General features: G+C 65.4%; 19 protein-coding genes and 1 pseudogene. 9 read left to right on the top strand and 11 right to left on the bottom strand.

Annotated elements, in window-relative coordinates; all coding sequences use genetic code 11:
- Positions 1-94 precede the first annotated feature (94 nt).
- Positions 95-535: pseudogene (locus ACIQF4_RS14695) on the bottom strand (helix-turn-helix transcriptional regulator); the annotation flags it as partial.
- A 255-nt stretch (positions 536-790) separates the two neighbouring features.
- On the opposite strand from ACIQF4_RS14695, the gene ACIQF4_RS14690 reads away from it, so the two are divergent.
- Positions 791-1,387, top strand: a complete 597-nt coding sequence (locus ACIQF4_RS14690; protein ID WP_400516304.1) for an RNA polymerase sigma factor — start codon at positions 791-793, stop codon at positions 1,385-1,387.
- Positions 1,353-2,369, top strand: coding sequence for a CU044_5270 family protein (locus tag ACIQF4_RS14685; RefSeq protein WP_400516305.1), 1,017 nt, complete (start codon positions 1,353-1,355; stop codon positions 2,367-2,369). Before ACIQF4_RS14690 ends, ACIQF4_RS14685 begins: the two co-directional genes overlap by 35 nt.
- A 57-nt stretch (positions 2,370-2,426) precedes the next feature.
- Here the strand turns inward: ACIQF4_RS14685 and ACIQF4_RS14680 are convergent, their stop codons facing one another.
- Genes ACIQF4_RS14680 through ACIQF4_RS14660 form a run of 5 tightly spaced genes read right to left on the bottom strand, consistent with a single transcriptional unit; the run spans position 2,427 to position 8,767 of the window.
- Complete coding sequence (locus tag ACIQF4_RS14680) at positions 2,427-3,104, bottom strand: DUF624 domain-containing protein (RefSeq protein ID WP_400516306.1); 678 nt, start codon at positions 3,102-3,104, stop codon at positions 2,427-2,429.
- A 49-nt stretch (positions 3,105-3,153) separates the two neighbouring features.
- Positions 3,154-4,788, bottom strand: coding sequence for an extracellular solute-binding protein (locus tag ACIQF4_RS14675; protein ID WP_400516307.1), 1,635 nt, complete (start codon positions 4,786-4,788; stop codon positions 3,154-3,156).
- Positions 4,789-4,794: 6 nt separating this feature from the next.
- Complete coding sequence (locus ACIQF4_RS14670) at positions 4,795-5,694, bottom strand: carbohydrate ABC transporter permease (protein ID WP_400516308.1); 900 nt, start codon at positions 5,692-5,694, stop codon at positions 4,795-4,797.
- An 11-nt stretch (positions 5,695-5,705) separates the two neighbouring features.
- Positions 5,706-6,686 (bottom strand): ABC transporter permease subunit, encoded by a 981-nt coding sequence (locus ACIQF4_RS14665; protein ID WP_350003901.1) that lies wholly within the window; start codon positions 6,684-6,686, stop codon positions 5,706-5,708.
- Positions 6,687-6,697: 11 nt separating this feature from the next.
- On the bottom strand, positions 6,698-8,767 hold the full coding sequence (locus ACIQF4_RS14660) for a beta-galactosidase (RefSeq protein WP_400516309.1): 2,070 nt from the start codon (positions 8,765-8,767) through the stop codon (positions 6,698-6,700).
- Between the two features lie 445 nt (positions 8,768-9,212).
- Here ACIQF4_RS14660 and ACIQF4_RS14655 point away from each other — a divergent pair, with 445 nt between their 5' ends.
- The 4 genes from ACIQF4_RS14655 to ACIQF4_RS14640 all read left to right on the top strand — a co-directional run bounded on the left by ACIQF4_RS14655 (position 9,213) and on the right by ACIQF4_RS14640 (position 13,106).
- On the top strand, positions 9,213-9,590 hold the full coding sequence (locus ACIQF4_RS14655; protein ID WP_400516413.1) for a MarR family winged helix-turn-helix transcriptional regulator: 378 nt from the start codon (positions 9,213-9,215) through the stop codon (positions 9,588-9,590).
- Positions 9,587-10,846 (top strand): MFS transporter, encoded by a 1,260-nt coding sequence (locus tag ACIQF4_RS14650; RefSeq protein ID WP_400516310.1) that lies wholly within the window; start codon positions 9,587-9,589, stop codon positions 10,844-10,846. Before ACIQF4_RS14655 ends, ACIQF4_RS14650 begins: the two co-directional genes overlap by 4 nt.
- Before the next feature lie 725 nt (positions 10,847-11,571).
- The gene (locus ACIQF4_RS14645) at positions 11,572-12,246 is read left to right on the top strand and encodes a hypothetical protein (protein WP_400516311.1); all 675 of its coding nucleotides are present in this window, start codon (positions 11,572-11,574) and stop codon (positions 12,244-12,246) included.
- A complete protein-coding gene (locus ACIQF4_RS14640) occupies positions 12,243-13,106 on the top strand; it encodes a hypothetical protein (RefSeq protein ID WP_400516312.1) in 864 nt (287 codons plus the stop codon). The genes ACIQF4_RS14645 and ACIQF4_RS14640 overlap by 4 nt, the downstream gene beginning before the upstream one ends.
- Positions 13,107-13,127: 21 nt before the next feature.
- Here the strand turns inward: ACIQF4_RS14640 and ACIQF4_RS14635 are convergent, their stop codons facing one another.
- On the bottom strand, positions 13,128-13,724 hold the full coding sequence (locus ACIQF4_RS14635) for a LysE/ArgO family amino acid transporter (protein WP_400516313.1): 597 nt from the start codon (positions 13,722-13,724) through the stop codon (positions 13,128-13,130).
- 70 nt (positions 13,725-13,794) lie between these two features.
- Between ACIQF4_RS14635 and ACIQF4_RS14630 the strand changes: the two genes are divergently transcribed.
- Positions 13,795-14,682 carry a LysR family transcriptional regulator ArgP gene (locus ACIQF4_RS14630; RefSeq protein WP_400516314.1) on the top strand — a complete coding sequence of 296 codons (888 nt, stop codon included), beginning with the start codon at positions 13,795-13,797 and terminating at the stop codon, positions 14,680-14,682.
- Here the strand turns inward: ACIQF4_RS14630 and ACIQF4_RS14625 are convergent.
- The 4 genes from ACIQF4_RS14625 to ACIQF4_RS14610 all read right to left on the bottom strand — a co-directional run bounded on the left by ACIQF4_RS14625 (position 14,679) and on the right by ACIQF4_RS14610 (position 19,227).
- Positions 14,679-16,223 (bottom strand): DUF222 domain-containing protein, encoded by a 1,545-nt coding sequence (locus ACIQF4_RS14625; protein ID WP_400516315.1) that lies wholly within the window; start codon positions 16,221-16,223, stop codon positions 14,679-14,681. The two genes, ACIQF4_RS14630 and ACIQF4_RS14625, sit on opposite strands and share 4 nt — an antisense overlap.
- An 83-nt stretch (positions 16,224-16,306) precedes the next feature.
- Positions 16,307-17,236: a 2-hydroxyacid dehydrogenase gene (locus tag ACIQF4_RS14620; RefSeq protein WP_400516316.1), complete on the bottom strand. Its 930-nt coding sequence runs from the start codon at positions 17,234-17,236 to the stop codon at positions 16,307-16,309.
- Positions 17,233-18,015 (bottom strand): DeoR/GlpR family DNA-binding transcription regulator, encoded by a 783-nt coding sequence (locus tag ACIQF4_RS14615; RefSeq protein WP_350003910.1) that lies wholly within the window; start codon positions 18,013-18,015, stop codon positions 17,233-17,235. Before ACIQF4_RS14615 ends, ACIQF4_RS14620 begins: the two co-directional genes overlap by 4 nt.
- Before the next feature lie 69 nt (positions 18,016-18,084).
- The gene (locus ACIQF4_RS14610) at positions 18,085-19,227 is read right to left on the bottom strand and encodes a Gfo/Idh/MocA family protein (RefSeq protein WP_400516317.1); all 1,143 of its coding nucleotides are present in this window, start codon (positions 19,225-19,227) and stop codon (positions 18,085-18,087) included.
- A gap of 141 nt (positions 19,228-19,368) precedes the next feature.
- Here ACIQF4_RS14610 and ACIQF4_RS14605 point away from each other — a divergent pair, with 141 nt between their 5' ends.
- A complete protein-coding gene (locus tag ACIQF4_RS14605; RefSeq protein ID WP_400516318.1) occupies positions 19,369-20,283 on the top strand; it encodes a PfkB family carbohydrate kinase in 915 nt (304 codons plus the stop codon).
- Between the two features lie 16 nt (positions 20,284-20,299).
- On the top strand, positions 20,300-21,184 hold the full coding sequence (locus ACIQF4_RS14600; protein WP_350003913.1) for an aldolase: 885 nt from the start codon (positions 20,300-20,302) through the stop codon (positions 21,182-21,184).
- The last annotated feature ends 81 nt before the right edge of the window (positions 21,185-21,265 follow it).

Here is a 21,265-nt window from a genome sequence, read left to right as displayed (position 1 = left end):
ACTAGAACCTTAGACAAGCTCTATTTTCCCTGATCCGAGGGGCATTTCCGTGTCACGGCACCCGCTCACACCCCAAACTCATCGGTGGATCGAGGATAAGGGGCACGCGGACCGAGTGGCCGATGAGCCGGAATGCCGGCCGGTCTGTGATGCGAGTGTTCATTGCGGTTTTTCCTTCTACGGTCAGGCGGAACCTGAGCTGGGGTTGGGCACGAAGGGGCCCGCCGTCCCGGCGGACGTCGCTGGGTCCGACGCCGTGCACTGATCGGAATGCCCGGCTGAAAGCCTCGGTCGAGCCGTAGCCATACCGCACCGCGATTGCCAGCAGCTCGCCCCTTTCGAGAACGTCCGTCGCCGCCACCGTCATGCGGCGCCTGCGGACGTACTCAGAGAGCGGCATACCGGCCAGTGATGAGAACATTCGGCGGAGGTGGTACTCCGTCGTGCCGAGACTGACCGCCAGGTCCTCAATGTCGATCCCCTCGGTGAGGTGCTCTTCGATGAAATCCACGAGTTGGTTCAGCGCTGAGATCACGGTTCCTCCCTTCGACTACAAGCCTGCCGGTATGGTTCATTCCGCACCCTACTATTGCGGTTCGATTTGATCGCACTCATCTTGCGGAGCGCCCAGATGCAGGTCCCCACGGGCTTGTCCCCCGGCTTTGTGAGGCCCGGCGGAGGCAGGTCAGAGATGGTCGTTTTGCCCCACCGCCTATCGGCAGTCCTGCAATGTTGCAGTTTCCACCTAGACTGCCGTGAACTCTTTTCACGCTTGGGGGCAATACCGTTTGTGACTACCGATAGCGACTTGATTCGCCGATCCAGCAAGGACCCGCAGGCCTTCGCTGCGCTTTATGACAAGTATTCCCGGGCGGTGTACCGCTACGCGGCTACCCGGGCAGGTGATTCAGTAGCCGAGGACGTCATGTCGCAAACGTTCCTGGTCGCCTACGAAAGCCGGGAGGCTTTTGACTACGCATGGGATGATGCCAGGCCCTGGCTGTTCGGGATCGCGACCAATCTGCTCCGCCGGCACCACCGTACTGAAGCCAGACGGCTAAGAGCCTTCGCGAAAGCTGCAGGCAGAGACAGCTACGAGGACGGCGCCGATCGTGTGGCTGAACGGCTGGACGCAGCCGCGAAGTCATCCAACTTGGCCGCAGCAATCAGGACGCTTTCGACAGCAGACCGGGAATGTTTGTTGCTTTATGCGTGGGCTGATCTGACCTATGAGGGCATCGCACTGGCAACCGGCGTTCCCGTTGGGACTGTCCGGTCACGGCTTAACAGGGCACGGCGCATCATTCGAGATGCAGCCGGCCTGCTGAACACAGATGAAGAGGAGATCGAGCATGGACGAGCTATCACTCCTGCGCGAAATGCGTGACAGGACTCCCATAGCCACCGATGCCGCTATCGACAGAGGCCGGACCAAGTTGCTGCAACGTATTGATCCGCAGTCGGTAAAGCTTCAGAAGAAGCCTCGTCGCCGCGCGGTGGTGAGATGGGGTCTTGCGTCAGCGGCAACGGCCTTGGTCGCTGCCGCATTGGTTGGCGGCGACGTGTTCGTGCCCGGTCCACTGCGTGGAGCAGCTACCGCGCAGGCCGCGGAGGTGCTCAACGCAGCTGCCGAAACAACCATCCGGACAGCAGACCTTGTTCCGGGCCCGGGGCAGTACTTGAAGATCCAGAGCACCAATATCTGGGGTAGTGCTGCCGTCGCCGCAGATGGCAGCGTGCATGAGTGGTTGGATACGGAAAAAAGCACTATTTACATCCCCGCCAACCGGCAGGAAGAGTGGATTTGGGAAAGATCAGGACGGATCCCCACAACATTTTTTGATGAGAAATCGAAGGAATACGCCTCCAGTACAAAACCCGCCGCAGGGTACGTGCTAAGGGGCAATAACGGTGGTTTCTACGGCACGCCCCCTGAGCAGTCCGGCTTTCCCTCACAGGATGCACTGGCTGCCTTTCCCCGTGACCCAAACGCCCTCCTGGCTGAAATCCGCCGGCAAACAGACGGCAAGGGTCAGTCCAGGGACGGCGAGTCCTTGGTGTTCATCGCTGACCTGCTCCGCACCGGCATGGTCCCTGCCGATCTCCGCGCCGCATTGTACAAAGCCGCAGCGCTCGTTCCGGGGGTGACAGTCACGGACGAGCAAGCCACGCTCGATGGAAGGAAAGGCATCGCAATCGGACGCGTGGAGACAGCTTCCAACCGCCGTCAAGACATCATCATCGACCCCAAGACAGGTCTGCTGATCGGCGAACGAGAAGTGCTGACAAAACCCCAGGGATCTATGCCTGCGGGAACTGCGACGACTTGGACCGCGATCGAAACGACCATTTCGGAGACCGCACCCTAGCGCTCCCGCGTCTTCCGCAATGGATAGCTGCGATCACAGCCCGCAAAGGACATGAAGCTAAGCGGTGAACCTGTCCTCGATGAACCGCAGCAGCGGCCGGGAGTTGAGGCACACCAGGAACACCAGGGCCCCGGCGGCCACCAGCATCAGGTAGGTGGTGGTCATCAGCAGCAGGAATGCAGCCACAAACAGGATGCCGGCTGTGCCCAGCGCCACCCGCTTCTGCGCACCGAAGCTGTACAGCGACAACCGGTAGATGTCCCGCACCGGGAAGGTAAAGCGGGAGAGCAGCTGCAAAGCGTTCAGTGACGCCGTTGCCACCAGGAGCCCCAGGACCAGCAGCGCCACCCGGATGGCCGGTTCCGCGGCGGGCCCGGCGCCGGGCATGAGCGGCAGTCCGGCCAGGTTCAAGGCGATCACGGCCAGCACCAGCAGGTACGGCAGCCACACCGACAGGGCCTGCGCAAAGTTCATCCGGTAGCCGCGCACAAAGTCACGGAACACCCCGGTGTCATGGCCGGCAAGCAGCCGGTTGAACGCGTACATGACAGCCACCAGGGACGGGCCAACCGGAACGCAGGCCAGCAGCACCAGGAGCCAGTTGCCCAGCAGCGGCGCTACCACCAGCGGCACGTTGGCAAGCACCAGCAGTGCGTGGCCCATCATCACGCCGGAGACGGTGCCGGCCGCCCTGAACAGGGGGCCCGCACCGTACTCCATTTTCTTCTGAACCACGCACTGCCTCTCGGTTGCCGGCCAACGCTGGCCGCCGCCGTCGTACTTGCTACTTCTTGTCCGCGTAAGCCGTGTACGCCTTGTTCGCCAACTCTACGTACTTGGACATGCCCTTGCTGTCCAGTTCCTTGAGGTAGGCGTCGAACTCGCCCAGGCTCCGCTGCCCCGTGATGAACTTCAGGGTGTTCTGCTTGACGTGGTCCTTCAGCGGGGTGAGCACCAGGGTGGCCTGCTCGCGGTCCACGTCGCTGAACGGCACGGGCGGGGACACCGGCTTCGGTGTCTTGCTCTTCATGGCCTCCTGGAACGCGAGCTCCTCCTCGTTGAAGGTGGAGTGCAGCAGGTCCGTGGTGCCGCCGTAGGCGAAGTTGCCGCCGGAGAAGCCGTATTCCATCCGCAGGTCCTTGGTGCCGGCCGGGTTGAGGCCCTGGAAGTTGATGTCCTTGGCCAGGACGCGCTTCCCGCCTTCCTTGGTGAAGGTGGTTCCCTCCACACCCCACTTCGCAAACTCCTGCCCGGCATCGCTGTAGAAGAGCCAGTCGATGTACTGCATGAGCGCCACGAACGTGTCCTTGTCCTTCACGGACGAGTTGAGCATGATGCCGTTCTCCAGCCGCGATCCGCCGATGACGTCCCCCGCTGGGCCACCGGGGACGGTGATCTTGCGGACGGTGAAGTTGCCCTTGCCCAGCGACTGCTCCATGGACGTGCGGTACGTGATGATGTTCTGCGAGTTCGCGCTGATCACGAACGACTTGCCGGAGGTGAACTTCTGGATGGCGGAGTCGTCCGTCTGGGTGAAGCTTTCGGGGTCCATCAGGCCCTCGGTCACCAGGGAGTTGAAGTAGGTCACCAGTTCCTTGAACTTGGAGGTGCCGGCGGCGAACTCGAACTCCTTTTTCGATTCGTCGAAGTTCAGCCCGTCCACCAGGCCCCAGCCCGCCATCGTGCCGAACGAGTTCCCGGCGATGTTCAGCACGCTGTTGCCGTTGAACCTGTCCGAGAACGGAACCACGTCCGGGTAGGCCTTCTTCAGTTTTCGCAGCACCTCGCGGAACTCGTCCCAGGTTTTTGGATCTGCGATCCCCTCCTTCTCCAGGATGTCGGTGCGGAACGCCAGCGTGTAGTCCGGCCACAGCTCCTCATGGAGGCCGGGCAGCACATAGTACTTGCCGTCCTCCTGTGTGAGCCCGGCGATCTCCGGCTCGAGCTTCCACTTCTTCACCTTGTCCTGGAAGTGCGGCATCAGGTCCACGTAGTCGCTGACCGGCAGGACCGCCCCGGAGGAGACGTAGGCGCTCTCCTGGCCCGGGTAGGTCTTGGCGATGATTTCCGGGGCGTTGCCCGAGCTGATCAGCAGGCTGCGCTTCTGCTCGTAGTCGCTGCTGGGAACGATGGTGGGTTCCAGCGTGACGTTGTTCGCGGTGGACATCTGGGTGAACAGCAGCCAGTCCTTCTTGAACGGGTACGAGGGCTGGTCGCTGAAGAGGAAGGTGAAGCTCACCGGCGCCGTCGCCTTGAACGTGTCCCCCACGCCGAAGCTGTCCATGGCTCCGGTACGGGCCTTGGAGGTATCCACCTTGGCGCCTGAATCGGAGTCACAGCCAGCCGCCACCAGGCCGAAGGCGGCGAGGGCGGAGAGGCCGAGGAACTCTCGTCTGCGGATCATAAGTTTTCCTTTCATAAGGGGTTATTCCTTGACGGAACCGAGCATGACGCCGGTGAAGAAGTACTTTTGGACAAAGGGGTAAACGCACAAAATGGGGATTACGGTGAGGACGATGGTGACCGACTGGATGTTCGCCGCGATCTGGCCCAGGTTCTCGGCCGTGCCGCCGGCAGAGTCCGCGGTGGTGACCCCGGCGATCATGTTCCGCAGGTAAATGGTCACCGGGAACAGGTCCGGGTTGTCCAGGTAGAGGAAGGCCTGGAACCAGGAGTTCCAGTTGGCAACGGCGTAGAACAGCACCATGGTGGCCACGATGGCCTTGCTCAGGGGAAGGACCACCTTGAACAGCACGCCGTACTGGGTCAGCCCGTCGATGGCGGCAGCTTCCTCCAGCTCCCGGGGCATGTTCTCGAAGAACGACTTCATGATGAGCAGGTTGAAGACGCTGATGGCATTGGGCAGCACCACGGCCCACAGGGTGTCCCGCATCCCCAGCGAGCTGATCAGCACGTAGTTGGGGATGAGGCCGCCGTTGAAGAACATGGTGAAAACCGCGATGCCGATGAACACGCTGCGGCCCTTCAGGTCCTTCTTGGCGATGGCATAGGCGAAGCTGGTGGTCAGCACCATGGAGATGGCCGTTGCCACCACCGTGTACAGGACCGTGTTGCCGTAGTTGTTCCAGAAGGTGGAGTCGGCGAGGATCAGCTTGTACGTTTCGGTGTTGAACCCCATGGGGAACAGGTTGACCTGGCCCGCGTTGATGAAGCCTTCGCTGGAGAAGCTCTGGGCAATGATGTTCAGGAACGGGTAGAGGGTCAGGAACACCACCACCAGCAGGAAGACCAGGTTGAACATCCGGAACACCCGCATGCCGCGGGAGACCTTCATGTCCTTGAGCAGGACGCCGGTTTCTTTCATGGTTGGCCCTTTCACCACAGGCTCGTTCCGGCCAGCCGCTTGGAGATGGCGTTGGCGGAGAGGATCAGCGTGAGGCCGATGACGGATTCGAACATGCCGATGGCCGCGGCGTAGCTGAAGTTGCTGGACTCCAGGCCCACCCGGTACAGGTAGGTGGAGATGACATCGGACGTTGCGTAGTTGAGCGGGTTGTAGATCAGGAGGATCTTCTCGAAGCCCACGGCCATGAACGTGCCGATGTTCAGGATCAGGAGGGTGATGATGGTGGGCCTGATGGCCGGCAGCGTCACGTGCCAGGTCTGTTGCCAGCGGTTGGCACCGTCAATCCGGGCGGCCTCGTACAGCGATTCGTCCACGCGGGTCAGCGCGGCGAGGTAGAGGATGGCGCCCCAGCCCATGGTCTGCCACACCTCGGAGCTGATGTACATGGGCCGGAACCAGCCGGCGTCCTGGGTGAAGTTCACCGTGGTGCCGAACAAAGTGTTGGCGATCTGGTTGACCGTGCCGGTCATGGAGAAGTTCTGCAGGATCATGCCGGCGATGATCACCACGGACATGAAGTGCGGCAGGTACGCCACGGTCTGGACGAACTTCTTGAACTTCTGCGAGCGCAGCTCGTTCAGCATCAGCGCGAAGATGATGGGCATGGGGAAGCAGAACAGCAGCGTCAGCACGCCCAGGACGATGGTGTTCTGGAACGCCTGCCAGAAGCTGGGATCGTTGATGAACAGGGTGACGTATTTCAGTCCCACCCATTTCTCGCCGAAGATGCTGCCGCCGGGCTGGAACTGCCGGAAGGCGATCACGTTGCCGGCCATGGGCAGGTAGCGGAACACGGCGAAGTAGGCCAGCGGCAGCAGCACCAGGGTGTAGAGCCGCCAGTCCCGTTTCAGGGCCAGCCCCCAGCTGCCGGGTTTGTTGCGGCGGTTCCGGGTGGTGCCGGGCGGGTCCGGGGTGACCGCCTCGGGAGGTACTTCCAGTCGCAGGGCCATGGTGGGGCCTCCTATCGGGCGGTTTCTGCGGAAATGGATTCTGCGGGTTCTTCAATCACCAGGACGCCGTAGCCAGCGAGCTCTACGGTTCCCTGGACGGAGTTGCCGGTGAGGAGGTCGGTGCCGCCGGCCTTGATGTCCACGCGGGCCGGGGCGTCGTTGTGGTTCAGGACCAGAAGGTAGCTGCGTCCGTTGCCCGTACGACGGCGGACCTGCACTCCCAGCGGAGCGTCAAGTTCCGGACGGATCCCCGCAGCAGCGCGCTCGGACGCAAGCAGTTCCTCCAGGAAGGTGCTGTCCACCCGGGCGGACAGATAGACGGCCGTGCCCTCGCCGAAAGTATTCCGGGTGACGGCGGGCGATCCCGCGAGCCGGCCGGAGGCGTAGCTCGCCAGGACGTCCGCTGTTTCGGTGTGCAGGTGCTCAGTCCAGTAACTGGCGGAGGCCGTGCCGCCGTCGGCCGTTGAAAGCTTTACTTCCTCGCCCTCGCCGGCCAGCGGGTGCATCTCCTCGCTCCACGCGCCCAGGACGTTCCGGAGGGCGCCCGGGTAGCCGCCCAGGCGGATGGTGTTGTCCGGGTCCACAATGCCGGAGAGGTAGCTGGCCACCAGGCGGCCGCCGCCGGCAACGTAGTCCTCGATCCGCTGCGCGGCCTCGTCTGAAAGAAGGTACGACGCCGGCAGGACCAGCAGGCGGTACTGGCTGAGATCCGCCTTGGTGTCCACGAAGTCCACCGGAATGTTCGCCTCGAAGAAGGGCCGGTAGAGGCGGAGGACTTCCTGGGTGTAGCTCAGGTCAGAGCGCGGCGAGTTGCCTAGTTCCAGGGCCCACCAGCAGTCCCAGTCGAACACCATGGCCACCTTGGCGGCTGACCGTGTGCCGGTAATGCCGCCGAGCTCCTTCAGCTCACGGCCCAGCTCGCAGACTTCCCGGAAAACGCGCGTGTTGGGCCCGGCGTGGTTGACCATGCCGGAGTGGAAGCGCTCCGTGCCGCCCTTGGCCTGGCGCCACTGGAAGAAGAGGATGGAATCCGCGCCCTGGGCGATCGCCTGGTAGGAGCCCAGCCGCATCTTGCCGGGGAGTTTGGAGACGTTGACGGACCACTGGCTCACCGCTGCGGTGGCCTGTTCCATGACCAGCCAGGGCTGGCCCTTCCGGAGCGAGCGCATCAGGTCGAAGTTGAGGGCGGCGGCCACGTGGGCGTCTTCCTCGCGCGGGTCCGGGTAGATGTCCAGGGCGGCGGCGTCCTCCTCCGCGGCCCAGGCCCAGTAGTCGTTGTTCTTGTAGAAGCGCATGAAGTTGGTGACGATGGGAAGGTCCGGGGTGTGCCGGCGCAGGATGTCCCGTTCGGCCTTGTAGTGCTCCAGCATGCTGTCCGAGGTGAAGCGGTGGTAGTCCAGGCGCCGGGAGGGGTTGGACCACGTGCGGGGCTGGGCGGGGGCGTTGACCTGGGCCCAGTCTGAGTAGACCTGGCCCCAGACGTCCGTGCTCCAGGCCTGGTTGAGTTGGTCCAGGCTGCTGTACTTCTGCTGCAGCCATGCACGGAAGGCCCGGTCCGCATGGGGGCCGTAGGAGACCGGGCCGTATTCGTTGTTGACGTGCCACATGCAGAGGGCGGGGTGCTTCGCGTACCGCTCCCCCATCTTCTCGGCCATGGCCTGGGACTTCTCCCGGTACGCGGGGTGGGAGACGTCGAAGTGCTGGCGGGACCCGAAGCCGAAGGTGGTGCCGTCCGCCAGGACCGGAAGGATGTCCGGGTGCTGGGAAACGAGCCACGCCGGCGGGACGGCATCAGGGGTGGCGAGGTCCACGCCGATGCCGTTTGTGTGCAGCAGGTCCATGATCTGGTCCAGCCAGCCGAAGTCATAGACACCGTCCGCGCTTTCCAGCCGGCTCCAGGAAAAGACAGCCAGGGTAACCAGGTTGACCCCCGCCTCCTTCATGAGGCGGACGTCCTCCTGCCACACCTCGCGGGGCCACTGTTCCGGGTTGTAGTCCCCGCCGTACGCGATGCCGCCCAGCCTCTCGTGCAGGCGTTTAAGACGGAATTCGGGGGTGCTTGCGTGAGGCTCGCTGGTCATCATTGTCCTTCGGTAGGCAAGAGGCCGCCGGCTCCCCACCGTTGCGACCTGCATCACACGAAGAAACTATCGTAAAGTTTCAGCAATAACAACAGTCTGATGCGAACCGAAAGTGCACTCCCACGCCACGGCAGGAACCGACCCCGCCCAACAACGCACCGCGAGGCCGCAAGTCGGCGGCCCCAATCGTGCCTGCGGCACATTCGGTCCCACCCTTTCGGACCAAATGCAGAAACTATCGGACCTGCCTGCATCACTGCTACCCCCGGCACACTTCCTTGCCGCACTTCCGGAACAGGAGCATACTTATTAGCAGAACTAATTAGCAGCGCTAAGTATCTTCAGGAGGCGCAATTCCGGCGTGACCACCACCAACATCGAGAACCGCAAAACCACCGGAACGGCCACCCCGGACAGCCTGGCCATCGAACTCCGCACGGCCGTGATGCGCACCTCGCGGCGGCTCCGCGTCGAGGCCACCGGGGACGCCATCACCCCCGGCCAGTACACGGTGCTTGCCCTCCTCAACGGCAACGGTCCCAGCACCCTCCGCGCCCTCGCCGAAAGCGAGCACGTGCAGGCCCCTTCCATGACACGGATCGTCAACGCGCTGGCAGAGCAGGGGTTCGTATCCCGAACCGCAAACCCCGACGACGGGCGCCAGGTCCGCGTGGACATCACCGACGCCGGCCGGGCAGTCCTGGCCGAGGCCCGGAACCAGCGGACCGCCTGGCTGGCGCAGCGGGTGGCCGGACTGAGCGAAGAGGACAGGCTGGTCCTGGGCCGCGCGGCGCAGATCATGCAGGAAATGAGCGGCAAATGAGTGCCATGTTCAGGGCCTTGGAGAACCGGAACTACCGGATCTGGGCCAGTGGTGCGCTGGTGTCCAATATCGGCACCTGGATGCAGCGGATAGCCCAGGACTGGCTGGTGCTGACCGTACTTACCAACTACTCCGGCGCCGCCGTCGGCATCACCACCGGCCTGCAGTTCCTCCCCATGCTGCTCCTTGGACCGTACGGCGGCGTGCTGGCGGACCGCTACCGCAAACGCGTGATCCTGCTGTGGACCCAGGTGGCCATGGGCCTGACCGGCCTGGCGCTGGGGCTGCTGGTGGTCACCGGTACCGCCGAACTGTGGCACGCCTACGTAGCGGCCCTGTGCCTTGGAATTGCCAGCGCCATGGACGCGCCCTCCCGGCAGGCTTTCGTCTCCGAACTCGTGGGCCAGGACAACATCTCCAACGCGGTGGCACTCAACTCCGCGTCCTTCAACACGGCCAGGCTTACCGGCCCGGCAATCGCAGGCGTACTGATCGCCTGGGTAGGGACTGGGCCGGTGTTCCTGCTCAACGCAGCCAGCTTTGGGGCCGTCATCATCTCCCTGTCCAGGATCCGGGCCTCGGAGCTCGCTCCCGCAGCGCCGGCCAGCAGGGGCAGGCACCAGGTGGCAGAGGGTGTCCGCTACGTGCACAACCGGCCGGACCTGATGCTGATCATGGTCCTGGTGGGCATCCTCGGCGCCTTCGGGATGAACTTCCCCATCATCAACGCGCTCATGGCCACCACCGAGTTCGGGGTGGGCGCCGGCGAATTCGGGCTGCTGGGATCCATCATGGCAGTGGGCACCCTGGCCGGGGCACTCCTTGCCGCACGCCGGGCCGGTCCCCGGCTGAGGTTCCTGTTGGGCGGGGCGCTCGGGCTTGGCGCGTTCACGCTCCTGGGCAGCGTGTCGCCGTCGTTCTGGCTGTATGCAGCAGTTTTGATCCCGGTAGGCCTGGCGTCCATCACCTTCCTGAACAGCTGCAATACCAGCATCCAGCTGTCCGTGGAGCCCCGGTTCCGCGGGCGGGTGCTGGCCCTGTACCTCGCCGTGCTGCAGGGCGGAACCGCCGTGGGCGCTCCCCTGATGGGCTGGATCGGCTCGGAGTTCGGCGCGCGCTGGTCGGTGGCGGCCGGTGGAATCGTCGTGCTGCTGGCGGCCGTGGCCGCCGTGATTGTGGTGAGCCGGCGGAGCAGCCTGAGCTTTCGGGACAACCTCCGCATGGTGTTCCGGCGGCGCCGCGAGCCGGCCGTCTAGCGCAGCGCATCCGCGCAACGGACGACGGCGGCGCCGGACTTTTACGTGGACGCACCCAAGGAGGGGCTGCTTCGGCGGCCCACCCCGCCGTCGTACGTTCTTCGCACCGCCGGCAGTAACGCCCTAGTAACGCCGGCAGGGTTTAATTCCGTTGGACGCAAAGACCTCTCCACGGTCGATGCTTTCCCTGGCCGGCCGGACCTCCAGGGCTGGAACCCAGGCAGTACAGATAGTGATGGTGCGAGATGCACATCTGCAGCCGCCGCCCGGCTGCCCTCATCTGGGCGGTCTCCCTCTCGCTGCTCCTGTCTGCCTGCATGCCGACCGGCGGTGGTGGTGAGCCGGCTCCCAGCAGCACGTCACAATCAAACCGGGCCACCGAGTCCGGCGGTTCCAGTGGTTCCGCTGGCGGTTCCACGGCCGGCGGGGAACGCAGCCAGTCCCAGGATCCGCAACAGGACCAGCCACTGCCTGCACCGGGCGGTGAACAAAGCCCTGTCCCGGGGCAGCCGCCGGCCCAGCCACCTGCCCTGCCTGCCCCAAACCAGCCACCCGGCCCGCCTGCCCCAAACCAGCCGCCCGCTCCGCCGCCGGCCCAGCCATCCGGCCCGCCGGCCCCAAACCAGCCGCCTGCCCCGCCGCCCGCTCCACCTGCCCCGAACCAGCCACCCGCCCGGCCACCGGGTCCGCCCGCCCCGAACCTGCCGCCGGTACCGGAGACCGTGGTGCTCGACTGGCTGCCCATCGGCCCGGTGGGCAGGGGCGACCCCATTTGGTACAGGAACCTGAGGGGCCTGGACTGCGGGGTTCTCCCCGGTACCTCTGCACCCTTCAATACGGTGGAAGAAGCGGCGAAAGCGTTCTGCCTCGGTTTGACCGGAGACCAGGCTGCTTGGGATGCGGGGGCCTCGGCACTGGACACGATGCCGCCGCCATTCGAGGGCGATTGCTGGTCCGCCACCGCCCTCGAGGTCCTCCGCCCCATAGCCGCCGTCCGGCAACAAAAGCCGGGTGTTACCGTGAAACTGGCCCCTCTCCCCGGAACCGCATGCCTGCCGGAGCTGACGGGCCTTGAGGACAGCGAAGGCAATTCGCCGCCCTTCCTTGTCTGCCCCGGGCAGATAATTGTCCTGGCCGGAAACATCACCGGCCTGCCCACCGGGACCGTCCGCTCGGTTCAGGTTGGCGCCACGACAGCCGCAGTCCTGCAGCGCCAGAGCTTCATCGACAGTAACCATCCGTTTGAGTTCTACTTCCTGGCGCCGCCCCTCGAAGCGGGGCAGCCAACCACGGCCGAGGTCAGCGTTGCCGACGCCGACTGGCCGGTGAGCGGATCCGCTTCCTTTGAGTACGCACCGGACCAGGGCTCCTGCAGCCCGGCGCCGGGCACCGCGCCATGACGGAGGCCGGTGGGGACGGGCGTTCCTCCTGGTCCCGCGCCCTGGGTGTCATTTCGGCCATCGGCCCGCCGGTCACGGTAGCCACGGCCCTGCTGTTCTACTTCGGCTGGGCCCGCGCGGAGGCGCAAGCGGCACAAATGGGCCTGAACGTCAGCCTGTTTGGATACGCGGTGCAGGACTACATCCTGATCAGCATCAACGCGCTGTTCCTGCCGCTCGTCTGCATCCTGGCCGCCAGCGTTGTCTGGCTGGGCCTGGACCGCTGGCTGCGCCGCCGCATCGAAGAGGACCGCGGCAGGGCCCTCATCGTCAGGGCCGCGGGCATCGCCGCGCTGCTCAGCGGCGTTCTAGTGGGCGTGAGCCTGGTCCTGGCTGTGGTGGAACCCGCCCGGACAGCGCTGTTCACTCCGTATCTAATGGCCTTGGGTGTCCTGGTGGCCACCTGGTGCATGCGCCTGCGGCGGCTCGGCCGGGACCGCAAGTTGCCAGCCCTCAGCTCCGAGCAACGGGCGGTGGAAACCACGCTGATCCTCAGCATCGTGACGCTGCTGCTCTTCTGGGGCACGGCCGACTACGCCCAGGCGGTGGGCCGGCGGCTGGCGTTGAACTTCGAACAGGGCGTCCAGTACATGCCCCGGGCGGAGGTCTACTCGCCCAGGCCGCTGGGCATCGGCTCGGCCGCGGTCACGGAGGTCAAGGTGGGAAACGGGGACGGAACGCTTTACCGGTACGACGGCCTGCGGCTGCTGGTGCTCAGCGGCGGGCGCTTCTTCTTCCTGCACGACGGCTGGACGCCACGGGACGGAACGGTCATCGTCCTCCCTGACGACAACTCCGTCCGTATTGAATTCAGGCGGTAGGACTCCCTGCCGGAGCCTGTGTCAGCCCAGCACGAGCTTGATGGCCAGCGCCAGCATCACGACACCGATGGCCAGGTCCACAATCCGCCACGTCCGCGGGCTGCTGAGCGCCCCGGAGAGCTTTCGGGCTCCATATCCCAGTGCCGAGAACCAGAGGGCGCTTCCCACCACAGCCCCGGCCGCGAAGATCCACCGCGCGTCAGGACCGTGCTGGTTGGCCAGTCCGCCCAGCAGCACCACGGTATCCAGGTACACATGGGGATTCAGGTAGGTCAGCGCCAAGGTGGTGGCGATGACCGATCCCTTGGACCGTGGCGCCTCAGCCGTCAGGGTTGAAGGCTTGAGCGCGGACCTGAAGGACCTCAGTGCCCACCATGCCAGATAGGCAGCACCGCCCCACCTCAGCACGTCCAGTGCCAACGGGAACCGGGACACCAAAGCACCGATCCCCACGGTGCCGCCGAGGATCAGCAAGGCATCGCTGAGCATGCACAGCATCACCACCACACCCACGTGTTCACGGCGGATCCCCTGCCGCAGCACAAACGCGTTCTGGGCGCCGATGGCGATGATCAATGCCAGGCCTGCCATCAGCCCGGTACTCCAAATGCTCCACATGCGTAGACCGTAGCCCGCCGACATTGATGAAGACAAACGATATATTCTGCGCATCCATTAGAATTTCTTCATGAACTTTGAGCATCTCCGGGCCCTGGCAGCGATTGTGGACGAGGGCACTTTCGAGGCCGCGGCCGATCTCCTGTGCATCAGTCCCTCCGCGGTCAGCCAGCGCATCAGGGCGCTGGAAAAATCGGTAGGGCAGGTGGTTGTCCGCCGTAGCGTGCCGTGCACCCCCACGGAAGCCGGATCGGTCCTGCTGCGCATGTCCCGCCAGGTGCAGGTCCTTGAGGCCGAAACCTGGGAGTCACTGGGTAACGGCGCCTCTTCCCGGACCGTGACCCCCCTTGCCGTCAACGCTGACTCCCTGGCCACATGGTTTGTGGACGTGCTTCACGAGGCCGGCACGTGGGCCGAGACCACCCTGGACCTGCGTGTGGAGGACCAGGACCACAGCAGCCAACTCCTGCGCCGCGGAGACGTTCTCGGAGCGATCACCTCCGACCCCACGCCGGTCAACGGGTGCCGGGCGGAACGGCTTGGCCATATGCGCTACCTCCCGGTTTCCACCCCGGGGCTGCGCAAGCGCTTCAAAGCCGGCAGCGGGGTGGACTGGCAGCGCATGCCGATGCTCCAGTTCAATGCCAAGGACAACCTGCAACAGCTGCAGCTCAAGGCCCGTGGTGTACAGCAGGCGCCACCAACACATTTCATCCCTTCCTCCGAGGGATTCCTTGCAGGTTTGAGGGCAGGCCTCGGATGGGGCATGATTCCCGAGTTGCAGCTGGGAACGGACCTCGCCGACGGCTCCCTGGTGGTGTTGAAGGAGCGTGAGCACCATGACGTGGCCCTTTACTGGCAGACCTGGACCCTGGACTCACCACGGCTTGATCGCGTCACCAAGGCCATTCGCAAGGCCAGCCGCCAAAAGCTGCGGGACGCACACCCGGGCGGTTAAGTTCGAACCAGCTTTGTGGCACGCACCAACCGACCAGCTACTGGGCTTCCGGGTGGTGGGGGTGCTGTTGAGTGGTAGGAGTGGCCGGTGGGGGTCCGGTACTCGATGGTGTGCCGTGGGGCCGGCCGGGGGATGGTCTTCCAGCCGTGGTTTTCCTTCGTGTGGTTGCAGGCCTCGCAGAGCCCGGCCGCGTTGCCCAGGCTCGTGGTCCCGTCGGCATGCCAGGCCACCACGTGGTCGTGATGCCTGATGGGTGCATCACAGTATGGCGTGCGGCAGGTGTCGTCGCGGGCCTGGATAAAACGGCGCAACCCTGCCGGGAACAACCGCGCCCGCGAATCCATGCCCACCAGGTCTCCCGCGCCGGGAGCCGTGTACAGCCGCCGCAGCCAGACCCTGAAATCATGCTCGTCGAGCCCGGGCTCATGATCACCCGGTGCGGGCGTCTTGCTCCCTGGGCCTTCTACGCCACCTGCCGCAGGCTCCCTGCCGGCAACTGATCCCGGATTCCTGGCTTTGCCGCCCCTGCCACCGCTGGAAACCAACTCACGGGCCCAGCCGCCCGGGACAATCCCGTAGCCGGGAAGGCGTGCCGGTTCAGAATCCCCCTGCAACAGAGTCCGGTCGGTCATGACCAACTGGATCTCCACACCGATGACGCCGCCCGGGGTGCCCGTGGTCCGCTCCACCAGGGTGTCGGCCATGATCTGCCCCCGGGAACGGTCTTCACCGCCGGCCCGCAAAGTGTCGGCGTGCGCGCTCAGCGCAGCATAAGCCGCCACGCCCTCTGCGACGGGCAGCAGCGCTGTCAGACGCGCCATGGTGTCGGGTGCCGGACGCAGGCTCACACACCGCTCCCCGGCAGCATGGGACGCCCGCTGCGTCACCGAACGGGGATCCCGCCGATACGCCGCCGCCCGCGCTGCAGCCACCACCGCCCGGTCCCCGGCCCCGGTAAAAGTACACATGTCAGCGGCGAGCTCCTCATCAACGGCGCACCGGTCCGCGGCGCTCAGGCACGCCGTTTCCCTGACCACCAGGGTGGCCCGCCACTCATTCAGCCGGCCGGCATCCAGCGCAGCCAGGGTACGGGGCATCTCCGCCACCAGCGCTTTGGCCAGCCCGAGCAGCCGCCCGCCCCGGGACGGCGACTCACCCCGGGCCAGCGCAACCTGCGCCGCCACGCCCTGCCCCTGCTCGGCCACAGGAATCCCGGCTTCGGCCTGCTCGCGGCGCTGGGCAACATCAAACGCCACGGCAACCCTTGCCTGCGCAGCCCCAATGGCCGCCTTCAGCTCCTCCAGGCCCCACAACTGGTCAATCAGCCCGGCGCCGTCAGAGGACACCCGCAGACCCCGAACCCCCGCGATCAGATCCTCAACCGTGGGATCAAACGGCGCTTGGGGGTCAATTGCGGCGCTCGGGACTGCGGCGGATGGAACACCGGGAACCGGCACAACGCCGGCCAAAGCAACACCGGCGAAATCAACGCAGACGCGCGGCGCCGCCTTCATAACCGGGTTCCCCGCACCTGCCTCCATAACCCCAGTCTGCCAGCGACCCCTGACAATGAGAGCCCGCGGAAACCGCTATGTGGATAACGCCCAGATACGGGCGAATGACCCTATCCGGCAGCGCCGCCCAACACCACGTTCACCGGTTCTTTGCCGTCCAGCATCAATCCAATCTGCTGCTGGACCAGCCGGACCATGCGGGGGAACATCGCCGAACTGGCCCCGCCCACGTGCGGGGTGATCAGCACTCCCGGCGTGGTCCACAGGGGATGGTCCGCCGGCAGCGGCTCCGGATCCGTGACATCCAAGGCGGCACGCAGACGGCCCGTGGACGTCTCGGCCAGCAGCGCATCTGTGTCCGCCACCGCCCCGCGGGCCACGTTGACCAGCAGCGCCCCGTCCGGCATTGAGGCCAGGAACTTCGCGTCCACCAGCTGCCGGGTCTGCTCACTGAGGGGAACGCTGACCACCGCAATGTCGTGCAGCGGCAGTTGCTCATACAACGAGTCGATCCCGAAGATCTTGCCGCTGGCATCCTCGCGTTCACGGCTGGCCATCCGGGTCACCTGCGTTTCGAAGGGCAAAAGCCGGGCCTCGATGGCCTTGCCCACTCCCCCGTAACCCACCAGCAGCACGCGCCTGTCCGCAAGGCTTGGCCGCTGGCTGTTGCCCCACGTGCCGCTGGCCTGGTTGCGCACGAAGTCGTCCATGCCGCGCTGGCTGGCGATCATCATGCCCAAGGCAAGCTCCGCCGTCGACGTCTCATGCACCCCTGCCGCGTTGGCGAAAACGCAACCCGCGGGCAGCACGTCCGCCACGCCGTCGTACCCTATCGACTGGCTCTGGATGAGGCCGATCTCCACGGACTCCAGCGCGGCCAGCACCTCCGGCCCGCGCATGTACGGCGGCACCACAATGTCCAGCCGTTCCGCGGGGGCGGGCCCGGAAAAGTCCCACACATAAAATTCGACGCCGGAAGCAGGCGCGAGCGCGTCCAGCAGTTTCTGGTCGGGCACGGAAACCTGCAGGGGCGCCCTCACGCGGCCACCACAAGCTTGACGTCCGCGGCGCGCAACGCCGTCTCGATTTCCCGCGGCGGGGGCGCATCCGTCACCAGCACGTCGGCCGCATCGAAGGCAGCCAGCCTGGCCAGCGCATACCGCAGCATTTTCTGGTGTGTTGCCACCACTACCACTTGTTCCGCAGAGTTCATGAGGGCGATCTTAGTGGCGCGCTCCACGTCCCGCTCAATGTAAAACGCCTCGTCATGGATTCCGCTCACGCCAATGAAGGCCGTCTTGGCGCGGAGGCCGGCCGCGGCGCTGACAGTCATGGGACCGTTGAATGCCTGGCTGTCCAGGAGCAGTTCGCCGCCCAGGCAGATGGTGCGGGCAGCGGTCAACTGCAGGCAGCGCTGGATGGCCGGTGCGGAGTGCGTGATGATGGTGCCCGTGAAGGAGCTGGGCAGCTCCTGGGCGATCTGGTACGTGGTGGTGCCGGCGTCCAGGATGATGGCGTCGCGTTCCCCGATCATGGAGACGCAGGCACGGGCCACCCGGAGCTTCGCGTCGGAATCCTCCCGCACGCGGGCGGCAAAGTCCGCGTTCTGGCCCTGACCATGGATGGCGCTGACCCCGCCGTGGACCACCCTGACCAGGCCCAGTTTGGACAGTACCCGGGTGTCCCGGCGCACGGTCATGTCCGATACCGCAAAGGTTTCGGCCAGGTCCGTGGTGGAAATAAACCCGCGCCGGCCAAGTTCCTCCACGATGGTGCGCTGGCGGGGCGTCAGCGGCGCCTCTTCACGTGCGGTGCTCATATCCCCTTCTTCCTGCCCCACCCGCGGGCCCCCAGCCCGCGGAGTGTTGCTTTTCCAACACCAACTTACCTAGTGACGTACCCCGGCACCGGCATTCGTAAGCTCAACGGGGCGTCCTTCCAAGATCGAGCGCTCGGCCGCGAGCCCCATCCGGACCGACTGCAGGCCATCTGCTACCGTCACCTCAACGGGGCCTTCGCCCAGGATCGCCTTCCGGTAGCCAAGGTGCTCGTAGTAGGTGGAGCCGTGGTGGGCACCGGCGGCAAGCACTGCTTCATCCACCGGAACCTCATGCTTTTCCGGTCCGAGCGGCGAGCGCGGGCTGAACTCTACCGTGGCTTCCGCTTCGTCACCTTCGATCCAGTGGTTGGCCGCCACGGGGATGAGCGTCTCGATCTTCGCGGCATCCCCCACAATGGAGATCCGCTCCTGGAACTTGGAGCCCTCGGCGAACATGGACAGCTCCAGCATCGCGCGGCGGCCGCCCTTGAAGTCCACGATCACGTAGGCGTTGTCGATCATGTCCGACACCCGGCCGTCGAACACCTCATCCATGTGGTTCACGTCGTGGCCGCCGCTGGCGTACACGCGGACGGGCTCATCCTGCAGGATCAGCCTCATCAGGTCGAAGAAGTGGCAGCACTTCTCCACCAGGGTTCCGCCGGTCCGCTCCGCGAAGCGGTTCCAGGCATCCACCTTGTGCAGGAACGGGAAACGGTGCTCCACGATGGACAGCATGTAGATGTTGCCGAGCTTGCCGTTGTGTGCGGCCTGGATGACTTCCTGGACCGGCGGCATGTAGCGGTATTCCATGGCAACCCATACAGGTGCCGGGTAGTCCGCGGCGAGCGCTTCCAGTTCATCTGCCTGCGCGGCGGTGGTGCACACCGGCTTTTCCACGAGCACGGGCAGGTTGGTTCCGCTGGCGAAGATGTCCTTGAGGATGGCCAGGTGGGTGTCGTTGGGGCTGGCGATCACCAGTGCGTCCACCAGGCCGGAAGCGAGCAGTTCCTGGTGCGAGGGGAAGGCCTGCACCTCGTAGCCGATCTCGGCAACGGTCTCCTCCAAGGATGACTGCTGGGGATCAGATACGGCGGTGATCCGGCTTCCGGGAATCAGGGCCAGGTTCCGGACATGTTCGCGGGCCATGTGGCCGGCGCCGATGAGGCCGTACCGGATGGTCCGGACCGTTTCCGCAGAAGGCAATGACATGTGCTGCTCCGTTTCTCTACGTTGAGTTTTGGGGGGACCGTGGCGTTGCATCCCAAACAGAACTATACAGAAAGTGTTGTTATTCCAACATAGCGTGTGTATATTTCTTCAGTACCAGCCGGAACTACAACGAGGTGGAACGTGCCCCAACCGTCAACTGGAACCCTGCTCTTCGTAGGCTGCGCCACGCTTGACTCCATCGCTTTGGTGGAGGATTACCCCGCCGCGGACAGCCGCACCGTCGCTTCGGACTTCGCGACGGCGGGTGGCGGCCCGGCCGCCACCGCAGCCGTGGCGGCCGCCCGTGCCGGAGCAAACACAGCCTTCGCAGGCGTCCTCGGCACCGACGAGGAAGGCGACCGCATCATCGCCGGCCTGCAGGCCGAAGGCGTGGACACCTCGGCAGTGATCCGCGACCCCAACGTCAAAACGGGTGCCAGCGTGATCGTGGTCAGCAAGGCGTCCGAAAGCCGGGCGATTGTCACCCGGCCCGTGCCGCCGGTCAGTTTTCCGGCCGGCAGCCGGTTCCATGAACTGGTGGAATCGGCAGCCTGGGTGCACGTGGACCACCTTGGCTGGGACGCCGTGGCGTCCCTTCCGGCCTTCAGCGCCGGCAGCCTGAACGTCAGCGTGGATGCCGGCAACCCCATTGCGTCCTTCAGCCCGCGGGGCGTGGCCCTCTACGTCCCCACCACCGAGCGGCTCCACGCAGAGTACGGCGGGCACCACTCACCGGAGGCGCTCCTGGGCAAAGCGGTCGACGACGGCGCCTCCGCCGTCGTCGCCACCGCCGGCTCTGACGGGGCCTGGGTCAGGGACGGCAACGCGGACCCGCTCCATGTGCCCGCAACCCCCGCCACGATCGTCTCCACGCTGGGCGCCGGCGACGTCTACCACGGCGCCCTGCTCGCCGCCGTCGCGGCCGGCCTTTCCCTGGCTGACGCGGCAGCCTTCGCCGGCCGCACCGCTTCCGCATCCTGCGAAGGGCTGGACGGCCGCTCCGCCATCCCGCACCAGGCCATTACACCTGTCCTTACTTCCAACCACACCGCCTAGCTGAAAGAAGCAGCCCATGAGCCCCACAGACCTCTCACCCCTCCAGCGCCCGTCAGGCGCCTTCGCAATGCTCGCCGTCGACCAACGCGAAGCCATGCGCAACATGTTCGCCGAACACACCGACCAGCCCGTCACGGACCAAGACCTGCAGGACTTCAAGCTGCAGGCCGCCAAAATCCTCACCCCCTATGCGTCCGGCGTCCTCATCGACCGGCAGTTCGCCCTGGACCAGGCCATCGCGGACAACGTGGTGGATCCCAGCTGCGGGCTGATCGCCTCGGCAGACCACTTCGAGTCCGCGCACGGCGAGCTGGTGGGCGAGGTAACCATCGACCGCCTGGTGGACCCGCACAAGTACAAGGCCCTGGGCGTCAAGGCCCTCAAACTCCTGGTGCTGTACCGCCCGGACGAGCCCGCCGAAGGCAGGGTGGAAATGGTCCGCGAATTCGTGGACAGCTGCCGCTCCGCGGGGCTCATCAGCATCATCGAGCCCGTCTCCCGCAAGCCACTGGCCGGCGGGGACTTCGACTGGAACGCCGGCATCCTCACCGCCGCCAGGGAACTCGGCAGCCTGGGCGCGGACCTGTACAAGGCGGAGGTCCCGTACAAAGGCCAGGCCCCCGAAGCCGAGGTCCGCGCCGCGTGCGCCGAACTCACCAGCGCGATCGACGGACCCTGGGTGGTGCTCTCCTCCGGCGTCCCCGAAGACGTCTTCCCGGATGCAGTCCGGTGGGCCTGCCTGGAAGGTGCCAGCGGCTTCCTCTCCGGACGCGCCGTCTGGGCGTCCTGCATCGGTGCGCCCGACGTCGTCGAATCCCTGTCCACGGACGCCGTCCGGCGGCTGCAGCGCCTCTGCGCCGTGGTGGACGACGTTGTCACCGCGCAAAGGACCAACGCGTAACCACTCCGGGAGGGCCACAGCGTCAGGGCCGTGGCAAGCCGCTTTCCGCAGTCAAGCAAGCAAGGCACAGCAAAACACTCA

The sequence above is a fragment of the Pseudarthrobacter sp. NPDC092202 genome (assembly GCF_044755505.1).
Classification (GTDB): Bacteria; Actinomycetota; Actinomycetes; order Actinomycetales; family Micrococcaceae; genus Arthrobacter.
The sequence above is the reverse complement of the archived record's forward strand: the minus strand, read 5'-3'. Positions and strand labels throughout refer to the sequence as shown.